13 protein-coding genes are annotated in these 13,536 nt (G+C 39.9%); 5 read left to right on the forward strand and 8 right to left on the reverse strand.

Going from position 1 to position 13,536, the window contains the following annotated elements:
* Window positions 1-138: 138 nt before the first annotated feature.
* Window positions 139-885, reverse strand: a complete 747-nt coding sequence (locus tag Xbed_RS09245) for a class I SAM-dependent methyltransferase (RefSeq protein WP_086112646.1) — start codon at window positions 883-885, stop codon at window positions 139-141.
* A gap of 360 nt (window positions 886-1,245) precedes the next feature.
* Window positions 1,246-2,178 (reverse strand): LysR family transcriptional regulator, encoded by a 933-nt coding sequence (locus tag Xbed_RS09250; RefSeq protein WP_086112647.1) that lies wholly within the window; start codon window positions 2,176-2,178, stop codon window positions 1,246-1,248.
* Between the two features lie 121 nt (window positions 2,179-2,299).
* Here Xbed_RS09250 and Xbed_RS09255 point away from each other — a divergent pair, with 121 nt between their 5' ends.
* Window positions 2,300-2,917 (forward strand): LysE family translocator, encoded by a 618-nt coding sequence (locus tag Xbed_RS09255; RefSeq protein WP_086112648.1) that lies wholly within the window; start codon window positions 2,300-2,302, stop codon window positions 2,915-2,917.
* Window positions 2,918-3,113: 196 nt separating this feature from the next.
* Complete coding sequence (locus tag Xbed_RS09260) at window positions 3,114-3,893, forward strand: class I SAM-dependent methyltransferase (protein ID WP_167371890.1); 780 nt, start codon at window positions 3,114-3,116, stop codon at window positions 3,891-3,893.
* Between the two features lie 100 nt (window positions 3,894-3,993).
* Here Xbed_RS09260 and Xbed_RS09265 read toward each other — a convergent pair whose 3' ends face one another.
* Entirely contained in the window at window positions 3,994-5,943 is a 1,950-nt protein-coding gene (locus Xbed_RS09265) for a pyridoxal phosphate-dependent decarboxylase family protein (RefSeq protein WP_086112650.1), read from the reverse strand.
* Between the two features lie 388 nt (window positions 5,944-6,331).
* Window positions 6,332-7,270 carry a DmsC/YnfH family molybdoenzyme membrane anchor subunit gene (locus Xbed_RS09270; RefSeq protein ID WP_086112651.1) on the reverse strand — a complete coding sequence of 313 codons (939 nt, stop codon included), beginning with the start codon at window positions 7,268-7,270 and terminating at the stop codon, window positions 6,332-6,334.
* A gap of 224 nt (window positions 7,271-7,494) precedes the next feature.
* Between Xbed_RS09270 and Xbed_RS09275 the strand changes: the two genes are divergently transcribed.
* Together Xbed_RS09275 and uspE are read left to right on the forward strand one after the other, a co-directional pair.
* The gene (locus Xbed_RS09275) at window positions 7,495-8,250 is read left to right on the forward strand and encodes an FNR family transcription factor (protein ID WP_086112652.1); all 756 of its coding nucleotides are present in this window, start codon (window positions 7,495-7,497) and stop codon (window positions 8,248-8,250) included.
* Between the two features lie 127 nt (window positions 8,251-8,377).
* Complete coding sequence (uspE, locus tag Xbed_RS09280; RefSeq protein WP_086112653.1) at window positions 8,378-9,322, forward strand: universal stress protein UspE; 945 nt, start codon at window positions 8,378-8,380, stop codon at window positions 9,320-9,322.
* 97 nt (window positions 9,323-9,419) lie between these two features.
* On the opposite strand, the gene Xbed_RS09285 is transcribed toward uspE, so the two are convergent.
* From Xbed_RS09285 to Xbed_RS09300, 4 genes are all read right to left on the reverse strand, one after another.
* Window positions 9,420-10,337, reverse strand: coding sequence for a tyrosine-type recombinase/integrase (locus Xbed_RS09285; protein WP_422641348.1), 918 nt, complete (start codon window positions 10,335-10,337; stop codon window positions 9,420-9,422).
* A 612-nt stretch (window positions 10,338-10,949) separates the two neighbouring features.
* Window positions 10,950-11,129, reverse strand: coding sequence for a type 1 glutamine amidotransferase family protein (locus tag Xbed_RS09290; RefSeq protein ID WP_086112655.1), 180 nt, complete (start codon window positions 11,127-11,129; stop codon window positions 10,950-10,952).
* 55 nt (window positions 11,130-11,184) lie between these two features.
* Entirely contained in the window at window positions 11,185-12,006 is an 822-nt protein-coding gene (locus tag Xbed_RS09295; RefSeq protein ID WP_086112656.1) for an intradiol ring-cleavage dioxygenase, read from the reverse strand.
* 330 nt (window positions 12,007-12,336) lie between these two features.
* Window positions 12,337-12,933 (reverse strand): GNAT family N-acetyltransferase, encoded by a 597-nt coding sequence (locus Xbed_RS09300; RefSeq protein ID WP_086112657.1) that lies wholly within the window; start codon window positions 12,931-12,933, stop codon window positions 12,337-12,339.
* A 239-nt stretch (window positions 12,934-13,172) separates the two neighbouring features.
* On the opposite strand from Xbed_RS09300, the gene Xbed_RS09305 reads away from it, so the two are divergent.
* Window positions 13,173-13,481, forward strand: coding sequence for a hypothetical protein (locus Xbed_RS09305; protein ID WP_086112658.1), 309 nt, complete (start codon window positions 13,173-13,175; stop codon window positions 13,479-13,481).
* Window positions 13,482-13,536 lie beyond the last annotated feature (55 nt).

Genomic DNA, 13,536 nt, shown 5'->3' on the forward strand with positions numbered 1-13,536 from the left:
TGTTTAGAATATTAATTATCATTAAGGTAAATTTAACCAACTTCATCACTCTGGGTGATATATTTACTATATTATATTTTTTTGATTATTGTAATTATTATGGGGAATGATTTCTCATTTTTCCATATCTTAAATTTCTCACTGATTTTTCTGAACGATAAAAATCATTTCTTCTGCCAGATCATTATAATTATCTCCTTGCCAGTTACCCAGTACGTCAATCGCGATTAGGTTTGTTTCAGCAAGCGCCTGCTGAATATCAGAAAAACTGGCAAATGCAATGGTTGAAAATGCCTGATATTCCTGTTTATTGCTTAGAATTTGGTAATAAGTGCCGTAAGTAACGATATTATCGTCAATTCGAAAATCATTCCATGCCAAAATAGAGCCTAATGCGGGATGGATAAATTCACGTTTAGATAGCGTTTTTGTCCAGGTCAGCCACTCTTTTGCCAAAGGGTTGCGGCTATCAAAAATACAGCGCCCGCCTTCTTCCAGATGTTCATAGATACGTGTAAGCACAGATACCCGATCTTGATGAGTCAAAAACACTTGAAAAACATGGCCGGACAAAATGATTAAATCGAATTTCTGAGACAATGCCAGTTTTTTAGCATCAGATTGAATCCACGTAATCAGCGAACCGGCGGGTTTAGAGTGGGCAATATCCAGCATGGAGCCGGCAATATCACTGCCAAATACCACCTTATCGGGATAAGTCAGGGCTATTTTATTGGTCAGCATTCCTGTACCACAACCCAGATCTAAAATGGAATGGGCATCTTTGGCCAGTGCAATATAGTAGTCATAACCCGGTGTCCATTCGTTATCGAAATCATAAAACTGGGCTAATGTGCTATCCTGATAGAGTTGATCAATTGCCATATTGAATAAACCTTAGTATCATTTTAAGCCTCTCCTGAGTATCTTATTGCTTTCTATATCATTCCATCAATCTTAAATATTCCTGCTGAAATCTCAATCAATCAAATTCTTATCAGTCCACTCTTTTGATCCTGTTTTTTATAAAGGAGGCTTGAATATGCCACCAAATACTGTTTCATCGGTCATTTCACCAGCGATTCTGCCGATATTGTCATTTGCGGTATTTTTCATTGGTGCGACAGAATTTATGTTATCGCCGATGCTCAAGCCATTGGCAGAAGCATTTAAAACGACAACGAATCAATCTGCCTGGCTGGTCTCTGGCTATAATGGTAGGCATTGGATTGTCACTGCGGGATCTTATAGTGACACTGTCACCTGCTCAGAGTCATTAAAGCGGGGGCGACAAAATCCGGAGAGTTTTAAATGCGTTTCCCGGAACTCTTTTTTTAACCATTCAAGAAAAAGGGTCTGAGGTTCATTGGCTTCAAAAGAATCGGGCGATATCAGATAATAAGCAGAGCCATCTGGAATAAAACCGTAAGGTGCACTTATTCGTTGATGGCTTAACTCTTGCTCGACCATGTATATCGAGCTTATCCCCACCCCATGTCCGGCCATCACGGCTTCCAGTAGAATATAAAAGTGTTCGAACCAATGTTCATGATGCTTTTGGATAACGTGCTTAGCCCCTGACATCCAATCATTCCAGGCTTCAGGGCGGGTATGTGTATGCAGTAACGTGAGGGGTTGGTTTGCAATGACACTGTTTTCTGCATCAGGTAAACAGATAGGCGCTATCCACTCTTTTCCCAATAGTTCAGCAGCGTAACGCTTATTCCAGAGAAAATCATTGCGACGGATAGCCAAGTTCGCTGAGTTTCGTGAAAAATCGATATGACCACCACCAGAGACCAGGTGGATTTCAATCTCAGGATGACTTGATTTAAAGGCCATCAATTTGGGGATCAGCCACTTCATCATAATAGTAGGTTCACAAGAAACAACCAGCGGCGTTGTTTGCGATGTCTTCTGGAGTCCATCAATGGTTAATGTCAGTAGCCCGAAAACTTGTTGGCAGACTTGTTTAAGTCTTTCGCCGGCGGGTGTTAGAAAAAGCCCCCTATTTCTGCGCTCAAATAATGCAATACCCAAATCTGTCTCTAATTGCCGAATTTGACGGCTTACTGCTCCCTGCGTCACAAACAACTCTTCAGCCGCTTTAACTAAATTTTGGTAACGGGCAGCCGCTTCAAACGCCCGCAATGCGTTTAGTGATGGGAGATTTTTCATTAGAACCCTTTATCGTTGATTTTTTTTCAATCATTCCAGCGTAAATTAATCGTTATTCTTTAGTCAAAAGAATCAAGATAATAAGTTATTGAAAAATGACAACCGATAATTAGAGAACAAAATGACAGAGTTAATTGCTGTAGCCGTTATTACCATTCTTGCTGTTATCAGCCCAGGCGCTGATTTTGCGATGATCACCCGTAATAGCTATCTTCATGGGCGACACGCAGGCATATTAGCCGCATTCGGGATCGCATCAGGCATATTGGTACATGTTGCTTATACCATTCTTGGCATGGGGATTTTGATCGCCCATTCTCCCAATATATTACTGGCAATAAAAATTGCAGGGGCCATTTACCTTATCTACATTGGTTATAAGACACTCATGTCAAAAACGAAAATTGATATTGAGATGAACTCAACAAAAAATGTCTCAATTGACTCATTCAGAACGGGTTTTTTAACGAATGTATTGAACCCTAAGTCAACACTCTTTGTTGTGAGTACATTTACCCAGATTGTTTCCCCGTCAACCAGCCTGGGTTTACAAATAGGCTATGGGATTTTTATGTCTCTTATGCACCTTATTTGGTTTATCAGTGTTGCCATCTTCTTTTCTCATCGTAAACTTAGGGCGGCGATGTTAGAAAAACAAACGATGCTCAATCGAATCATCGGTGTTATCTTAATAGGACTGGGCGTTTCTTTAGGTGCAATGCCTATGGTTAATGGATAGAAAGCGACCATAAATCAGTTAATTGTATATACCCAAAATAATTCGAGTTGCATCGCGGCGGCAAGGGATCTCATCCCCGGGAGCATAGCTAACTCTATGTTTATAAGAACGGTGACCGGGGTGAGTGAGCGTAGCCAACAAAGAGGCAACTTGAAGTATGACGGGTATAACATAAGCAGCCATGAGGTTCTTTATTATGCCAATCAACTTTAATGCAGAAGAAAACAGACATACCTATGTTGGTCGTGACGTTCAGCAGGACTGGTTTGATTTAATCCAAAAGCTGGTGGACCCTGGAGATAAAGAGATCGCAGATATTGGTTGCGGTGGAGGTATTTATTCGCTGGCATGGGTAAAAATGGGCGCGAAGAAAGTCACTTGTGTTGATTCTTCACAGCAGATGCTGGCTGATACGGCAGAAAACACCGCCGGAATTCCGAATATCATTATTAAACAAGGTGATGCCCTTTGCACAGGTTTACCTAATAATAGTCAGGATATTGTTTTTGAAAGAGCGCTTATTCACCATATCAGTCCAGAAAACAGAACAGCATGTTTTGCTGAAGCCCATCGTTTATTGCGTTCTGGAGGCGTATATATCCTACAGGACAAAACGATGCAAGATGTCCAGCTACCGGGTTCACCAGAAAATATCCGTGGTTATATTCTTGACGTTTATCCTCACCTGCATCATTTTGAAATGCAGCGCAGGCCGAATAATATTGAAGTCAGTCACGGTCTAAAAACCGTAGGATTTAAACAAATTAAGACGATTTCTCTTTTGGAGAAATGCACCACGTATAAAGATTTTTCACAATTGGCGACAGACTTTCAGCTACGTAAGGGCCGCTCTATTATGCATGAATTAAGCAATGAAGAAATTACTCATCTTATCAACCATATTAAAAAATTCCTCGGTTCTAAAACTGATATTGTTGAGAAAGATTTCTGGACTGTTTGGATAGGCATAAAATAAGAAATATCAAATAGATGGTAGATAAAGAATATCGATTTGTAATAATAAAAAGAGCCTATAAAAATAAGCTCTTTTTGATTAATATTCAATATGATACCAACTAACCCATCAATGGTGCATCAAGCCCTAATTCTAACCGGGCTTTTTTCTCTTCTTCGTCAACCAGTTGGTTTAGTTTCTTAACAAAAATAGATTGAAGCTGTTCCCAGAATTCGTTGAAGTGTTCTTCATCACGTAAACAATAAGTCATTACCGCAGCCCGTAACACATAAATACGGCGAACTTTTTCCCATTCACTACGGCTAAAACCACATTGTTCTGCGTAGTGCCTTGGCGTATCACCATACTCTTTGTAATTGAGTATGGTTGATGATGTGAGGAAATCATTGGCATAAGCGCGTCCTGTGGAATATGAGCAAAGTTCATAGAGCCGCTTATTGAGGGCATTATGGCTATTCAGGTTTTCATTACCCACTTCTTTGAATGTAAAATTGATCATATGAAAATCTGGGGATGGCATAATATGAACTTCAAATTGATGCTTGCCGACGGCTATCGGTGGCAAATTTGTCAGTTTATCCAACAATCTTTGTGCCGTGACGATACCCGCAGCAATGACTTTCCCATAACCACTTATATTTAAAGGCAATAAGCGATGGGCAGCCCAAAGTGCTGCCGCCGTTGCTCCTGATTTTGAACCTTCCATAATCGATGAACCAAGGATCCCTCTATTTCTGGCGGCGGGAGTGGTTTTATCCGCGTTTTCTTCAAAAACATAAGCTGCATGGGAGGAAATTAAATCGAGAATGCGTTTGTCTTTCATACAAATCGCCCCCGCTGCGTATTGAATAAAACCGACTTTATGCGGATCAACGGTAATCGAATCGGCTTCCTTTAATGCCCTGAAACTTTTATAAACTTCTGGTTTCGGCCAACTGATATTTTCCGGCATAATTCCTATCGAACGGTGACAACTGGCCAGGTCATCATATTCGATAAATTCGCCCTGCTCATCAAGCAGCATGGCGCAAGCGTATCCCGCATAAGCCGCATCAACATGGAGATAAAAAGACTCGCCATAACGTTCTTCACACTCTTTTCTCAATGCAATAACTTCATCAATCCGATCTATCGCCCCAACTTCAGTGGTTCCCACCACCGCAATCATCGCCAAAATTGATTCACCTTGCTCAATTAATTCAAAGGTGATTTTCCGCATTTGAGCAATGTCAATTTGGTAGTTTTCATTAACAGGCAATGGAATAATATTTTCCTGACCAATCCCGAAAATATCCGCCGCTTTCATCCAAGAGTAATGTTTGGATTGTGGAACCAAGAGTTTTCCTAATATTTCTGGTTTAACTCCGGTGCCTCGACACGTCATATCGCGTATTTCTTCAAAAATTCCACGTTGTTGCAGTTCGCTGATTAAATCCAGAATTTCAGCCGTTGGCATATTTTTCAATTGATTGGGTGATTTATGGTTGACCAGATCTTTTGCTTTAGGATGTTGAAATGCAGCAAAAGGTAATGTTTTTAAATTCCTGGCTACCCACAATCCTTCATAGTTGGCGACTGTACCACCGGAAGTAATATGCCCCCAAGATTGCTGGGGGTTATAACCAAACATGCGACAGAGATCCAATCCCGATTCCAGTTCCAGTTCTGTTGTTGTCGGGGATGCTTCATAACTACAGTTATTCGGGTTGTACATCATGGCCATAACGTAAGCAAGATTAGAAACCATCAAGGTATCACTGCTGATATGACCAAGGTAACGGGGGGAAAAGAAAGGAATTGATGTATTTTTTAGTTTTGCTGACAGTTGATTTAAAATGCCCTCTGTCCGATAAAGGGTTTCTCTATAATTATGTTCATAGCGATCAACGGAGGTGACCGAAGCTGAATCTTCAGGATGAAAACCTGAACGCCAGTACATATGTTCGTTAACTGCATAGTCCATCATCTCTCTAAAAAAAACAGCATTCTCTGATTTTGGTCCTAAAAATAACGCATCTACATTTAAATTAGGATGAAGTGGCTTAGTCATAATTACTCAACCTTTTTTTATTTTCTATGCTAATAACGAATCTATTGTGATGATGATAAAACACCCACAATAACTAATTGAAAATAAATTTGTCTGATTTTCGTGCGGCGCATAAAAAACATTCTGCACATAGGCTAACTAAATCTATTTCCATAGATATAAAACATAGTTCTGAGAATATTAATAATAAGTTACTAATTAACTTTAAATTTGTGCGCTACCCCAAATAAATGAGAGAACACCTCATGATTTATAGTTAAAAATGTTACTAATAAAAACTATATTAATGGCAATATTCACACATAGCAAAATTCGTGACATTGTCACAAATCCTGCTATGTGGAACATAAAGAGCAGAATGATTAATTGAAGTAGTATGAAGTCTCTGTTATACGTTGCACATAATAAAAAATGTATATTGGTTAACCACTTCAGCAATGAATATGAATGTCGAACCCATAAGGATAGAATAATAGTTATTAATCAATAGATTATCTTTCCCTTTCCATAAAGCATAAGTCCAGCTTGCCATTGCAATAATAGATAAGCACCATGAGAGCATTTTTAGCCCAAAAGCACTTTTGATATTCAGTTCAGTTTGATGTGGGAAGATGATGTTGTCATTCATCATTGCAACCCCTGCCAGCCACTCCATATAGGCGGGATGTTCAATTAACCGTACCGTCACACTGATAAAAACAACAAACAGGGCTGCCATTACCAGTTTAACCGGGAGTGCACCTCGAATGGATTTCCTGAGTGGATAGCCGATAAATGATACTGCCAATGCAGGCCCTAACGTAAACACGGCACCATAAAACAAAAAATAAGTATTAACGTTTGTCCACGTAATCATGGCGCTATTGACGTAAATAATCGCCATATAATGGATATTGATTAAACCAACAATGCCAATTGCCAGCATAATATAAACATGCGCTCGTTTTCTAACCACAACGTAAATTGTATATAATGCGAGCAACCCAAAGTAGATAGCGGCAAAAGTCGTTTCTATGTTTATCCACTTCTGCATAACATTGCGTAAGGAGTGATAAACACTAAATGGATATCCCAAGATATTTAAAGAAGCTATCAGCCCTATCCCTGCCAGTACGCTGCTTACGAGTAATGCTCTTAATACTATTTTTTGCACAAGGAGGGTCACCGAATGCGACCATGTGTTTAGTTCGTGCTTAAACCAGTAAATATAAAGTACACTCATCAGTACCAGCCCCACAGAGCTTTGTACTATCATTGTAAATATAATCAACAACCACTCACTCATGTCAATCCTATTCCATTCCATTTGTCTGTAACCAAACAACATCGACGCGTATTATTTCCATATATTATATATATAAATCCAACTTTATTGAGATATTATATCGAATGGCTAAAACTTTACGCAAATTCAGCGTTAATCCAAAAGAATTTCATCTTTTTTCATTAGTGATGATACATACCGTGATTAATGGGAGTATCTAGCCCTTACCAGAACAACCTAAATATGTTAAATTTACCTATATTAATCACATCTAACGAGCATTCCCTATGATCCCGGAAAAACGTATTATTCGTCGGATTCAATCTGGTGGTTGCGCAATCCACTGTCAGGATTGTAGCATTAGCCAACTCTGTATTCCTTTCACCTTAAATGAACATGAGCTTGATCAGCTTGATAATATCATCGAGCGTAAGAAACCCATCCAGAAAGGGCAAACCTTGTTCAAGGCGGGTGATACATTAAGATCACTCTATGCCATCCGTTCTGGAACCATTAAAAGTTATACCATTACTGAAGAAGGTGACGAACAAATTACGGGTTTCCATCTTGCCGGGGATTTAGTTGGATTTGATGCCATCATCAACACTGAACACCCAAGTTTTGCTCAAGCTCTGGAAACATCAATGGTATGTGAAATCCCATTTGAAACGCTGGATGACCTTTCTGGGAAAATGCCTAATCTCCGCCAACAGATGATGCGCCTGATGAGTGGCGAAATCAAAGGGGATCAAGAAATGATCTTGCTGTTGTCCAAAAAGAACGCAGAAGAGAGATTGGCCGCATTTGTCTATAATTTGTCACGCCGCTTTGCACAACGCGGGTTTTCACCTCGCGAGTTCCGCCTGACGATGACACGTGGCGACATTGGTAATTACTTAGGTTTGACGGTTGAAACCATTAGTCGCCTGCTGGGTCGTTTTCAGAAGAATGGTATTTTGGCGGTCAAAGGTAAATATATTGCCGTTGAAAATATGGAGAAATTGACCGAATTAGCCGGTAAAGCTCCCGCCAATGTTGCCTGACATTATCTAAACTTTAAGCCAGATCACTATATTTTGCTGATCTGGCGCTCTTTTATCCTGTTATAGTTATCCATCTTGGTTTATCTTCTGTATTAAAGAGGCATCCAGACTCTGCGAGGAACTCAATATGGCAAACTACCAAAACCTCTTAGTTGCAATTGATCCCAATCAGGATGATCAACCCGCATTAAGGCGTGCAGTCTATATCGTGCAACGCAATGGCGGTCGCATTAAAGCATTTTTACCTATTTACGACCTTTCATATGAAATGACCACGCTCCTTTCTCCGGAAGAAAGGAACGCTATGCGAAAAGGTGTGATTGGTCAACGAGTCGCTTGGATAAAGCAACAAGCCCACTATTATCTTGAATCAGGGATTGATATTGAGATTAAAGTGGTTTGGCATAATCGTCCTTATGAAGCCATCATTCAAGAAGTTATCACTGGAAATCATGATTTATTGTTGAAAATGGCACATCAACATTCCCGATTGGAATCCATGATTTTTACCCCGCTTGACTTACATCTGCTGCGCAAGTGCCCTTGCCCAGTCTGGATGGTAAAAGATCAAGTATGGCCAGAAAATGGCTCTGTTGTTGTTGCTGTCAATTTGTCCAATGAAGAAACTTACCATAGTGAATTGAATTTGAAATTGGTACAGGAAACCCAGGACCTTGCCAATAGAATTGTCAAAGAACCTTTGATTCATCTTGTTAGCGCTTATCCTGTTGCACCATTAAATATTGCAACTGAACTCCCCAATTTTGATCCCAGTGTTTATAACCAAGCGTTACGTGGTCAACATTTGATTGCGATGAAAGCGCTGCGGCAAAAATTTTATATTGATGAGCCACATACACATGTGCATGAGGGAATTCCTGAAAAGATCATTCCAGAAGTGTGTGATGAATTAAATGCCGGTGTCGTTGTTTTAGGTATTCTTGGCCGAACTGGGTTATCGGCTGCGTTTCTTGGTAATACCGCAGAACAGGTTATCAACCAACTTAAATGTGATCTGTTAGCTATAAAACCTGATGGATTTGTTTGTCCGATCAAGATAGATGAAGAGTAGCAGGTTCAAAAAGTATTCGATAAGTGACAAAGGCTTGTTGATAGATAAGTGGATAGATTGCCCGAAATATGCTTCGGGCAATCACCACGGGATCCCGTCAGAAATTCAGATTTCGGGCAGCGTTCTTGAGGCGTTCATCTCCACGCCGATCATATTTCTGAGTTGTGGTGATACTAGAATGCCCCATCGCATCTTTTACAGTGACGATATCTTCACCATTATCCAGCATGGCTGATGCAAATGTTCGTCGTAGATCATGGGGGGCAAATTTTTCCAGCCCGCTCTCTATTCTGCGTGTTTCAAGAATGTGATAGATTGCTTGATCTGACAAACGGCTATCGGTTACATCATCATGGCGGCGAATGCGGGTAAAAAGTGGGCCGGAATGATCTCCGCGTACTTCATCTATCCAACGGTTTAAACGTTCCCATGTTCCTTCTGGCATATAAGATAAACGTTCTTTATTACCTTTTCCCATCACTCTTAATGCTTGCTCTCGACGGATAATATGTTTTATATCTAAAGAAACAATTTCTGATCGCCTAAGTCCACAACCGACAAGCACACCAATGATAGCGGCATCACGCAAACCTTTTGTGCTCATATCGTTTTCGCAGGTAAAAAAGAGATCTTTTAGTTCGTAGCGTTCGAGCGCCCTGCCTTTTGGTAATCGGTTTCCTCTGACAGAACGCACCTGTTTTATATGCTGGAAATTGTCGGTATCGAGTTGTTTCATTGTCCATGCTTCCAACGCGACTCCTTTCAAAGCAGAAAGATAAGTATTAATTGTTGCTGGTGCTTTACCCGAATCTGAAAGCATTTCCATAATCGCCTGAACATGATGACGGCGAAGTGCGCTCCAATTACAGTCCTGTACATTCTGATATCCCAACATTTTTGCCACGATATTCAAAAAGGATTTCATGGTTTGGCGGCTACGTTTTGATCCGAGACTGACAAGATAGGCAATTGCGGGATTTTCATATATTTGTGTTCCCGGAGCTGATAATGACATCAGCATACCTTGCCCTTGTTGCGGATGGGCCAGCACAAGTGGTGATTTTTCATCACCGCTATTTTCGTGCTTATCTTTATTTTGATTACCGTGGCTCAAAATTGCCTCCCGACGTCAATGTCTACAGTTCGCCAAAAACATAATTCATAGATAAGGCTTGAACGAAACAGCACTCCCATTTCTCTACTCCAATTCCATATGGTTTATTTTTTACGCAATTTAAGCGTGTTTTAATGGTTAAGCTCCGTAAAAATTACGGCTAATCACTCACACCATTTTATTTGATTAATCTTACTTTTTCAAATGTTTCTTTTAATAAGTAGAGGCTTTTTAAAGTCGATGGTTTATTTAAAATATTGAATATTAACGATAATATTTTCAACATGGATCTGAAGGTTTGTACCTAGTGAATTTTCTGAATGTATCATTTGGGGGTAATTTTTTGATTATAAGGCTGCTTGCTATAACTAACAGTTGGATGCGGGGTTAGAAGCTACGAGCTGTTTAGAGCGTATAATTTCTTCGAGTTGCCGTCAGTCCGACAGGTGCAGTAAGCTGTTCGGCAACTGTAAAGAAACAGACTATTTAGAGTGAAGTTAACGCCACATTGTGCTAAGCCTTTTCATCACTATGTTCTCTGATAATCGGAGCTAGTGAACTGCCTACGGTTTTTACCTCAAACCTGGCAGGCATTTTCTGGAATTCTGGTGAGTTTAAATGTGCGACTACATAGCCTACCTCCCAATCAGCCATGGTGTCGTAAATCGCGAGATGAATTGTTTCTCTAGTCATGCATAAAATTCCTCTTTAAATTTGACAGCACAACACCAAAGTGACAGTAAGCTGTTTATACAGTGTATTTAGCCAAGTCTTTAGGGGTGATTTTCTCAGACACATTGTTTTTATTAATAGATAAAACTATCTTGCCATGTAACCCATCCAATGTGTTATCACCTATTTTCTCTATGGTCAAAATTGCAGCTCTATTTTTTACCCCTGAAAAAATGGAATCGTCTTCATTTTTTAGTCTATTAATATCCCTTGGAGAATACATATCATTAATCATTATTTCTTTAGAGATATCCTCAGGGAAATAGAGTTGACCTACAAAATAGAATTTATCTTCCTGTCTTTTTTGTACATTCGCATTCCTTGCTGATAGATGGATATGTATCGCTCTTCCGGCATAGAATCCGGGGAAGATGGTGGTAAATCTGACTATGCCTTCTTTGTCTGTTCTTTGTACCCCACGAAGAAATGTGCTTTCATCCGTTCTGGAAATTGTTCCTATATCACCAGATGGCGCTTCGAGGTCTGGATTCATGTATTTCCAACCTGAATATTTTCCCATTGCATTACAATGCCATATATCAATAAGGATATCATCTAAAGGTTTACAGGTTACAGAATCAATTATTTTCATTGTCAATAAAAGAGGGATTCCTGATTCATCCTCTGTTATATTCCTTCTCACCAATTTGTTATTTATAAAATATGGACCTGACATTTCCTCCGGAGTCATCTCGCAAACGCCTATATCAATACCCTCTTCTTTCTTTGACTGACTCTGTGAAGAGGCGAAAGCTCCTGCTGGCATCAGAGGTAATAATGAAAATACGGCACCAGTAACACTCGCTTGTTTCAGAAAAAGTCTTCTTCCATTTTTCATAATGTGGTTCCTTATATGCCATTGAGTAATATGATTTGTTGTATAGTGAATAAGTGAGCCATAGTTTAATTGCGGATTCAGATAAGTGTAGCGGCTTGGGTTTGCAATATGACACTGGTATCTGCTTTAAGGAATTATAAGTTTTATCCACTAGTAATAAACTTTATTGTTCCTACCCACTTGTTGTTTATAAAAAATAAAATTGACCTGATCTACCAATACCGTACTAAACACACATTTCAATCAGGAAAGGATGATATTTTGAAAGAAGTGGTAGGCCAAGGTAAACCTACCTGTCTATTGAGATGATGCACTCTTTGGGTGAGGTTATTATGATCTTCCCTGCCTTATCATCGCATACGTTACAGGACCATCGAATGGGAGTGGGTATGCCGCTGTCACCTCGAATCCCAAACGTTCATAGAACTTTACGTTTTTGTCATCGGAAGTCTCAAGGAACACTGGCAATCCCTCGCGTTCTGCCCTCTCGATGCCTGGCTCAATCACTGCACGACTCAGCCCCTTCCCCTGAAAATCTGGGTCCACGGCAACCGCACCCAAGAACCAACATGGAAATTTGGGGCGTTCTTTCGCCATGACTACTTCAGATGCCTGCATTACGTTTGCTCTCGTACCCGCGATCTTTTCGAATTCGATGGACAGAGGAGCAAAGACTGCCTCTGAATTTTCAATGTCGGGGGCCGTCCATATTGACACGGCCGTTCCATCATCGGTAGCCCATACGTGTCCTACTGTCATGCCTACTTTTCTTAGGAAAGTCTCCTGATAGCGTTGTACTCTCTGCCGGTGATCCTCTTCAGCGAGGAAATGATGCATTAAGGGGTATCCATCAAAGGCGCGTGTCAGTGTCTGTACGCAACGCATCAGTTGTGTTTCTGATATTTTTTTAGACTCAAGGACGATCATATTTATTCTCCGGAGATATTAATCACGTACTCGTGCAGAAACTGGCAGAAAATTACTATATTTATTTAATTACAGTAAATAGTATATGTAAGATTAAGAAAGTAAAGCCACTTACCCTGCCAAGGATCACATTTTTGGCTACAAACTTGAACGCATAAAAAGAACACTATTTATGCTGGACTGGTTTCGTGATAAATTCCTTTTATGCCCCTTAAATATATATCAGCGATGGCAGAAACATGATGAAAAAGAAGCAAATAAAAAAGTTACAGAACACACTCGATATGTTAGGGGTTATTGAAAAAGATCCCAATGTTGTCGGTTATGTTTTGTTTAACACACGTAATCGCCGGTTCGCGACACTGGATGAAAATGAGTTTGGAATGGTGATTTACTCAGACGATATTGAAGAAGCTAATCTATTCACGTCAAGGTTTATCGCATTGATGGATGTTGATTATTTTCCAGAACCAGACAAATTCGATATTACTGTTGTTCCCGTTGTCGAAAATTCTTTATTTGGATTAACGATTAAAAAAGAAGATTAATCAGGATTGATAAATTTTTCGGCTGTTCTGGCTTAGAATTAAAATTTGCATTTTA

Source organism: Xenorhabdus beddingii, assembly GCF_002127545.1.
Classification (GTDB): Bacteria; Pseudomonadota; Gammaproteobacteria; order Enterobacterales; family Enterobacteriaceae; genus Xenorhabdus; species Xenorhabdus beddingii.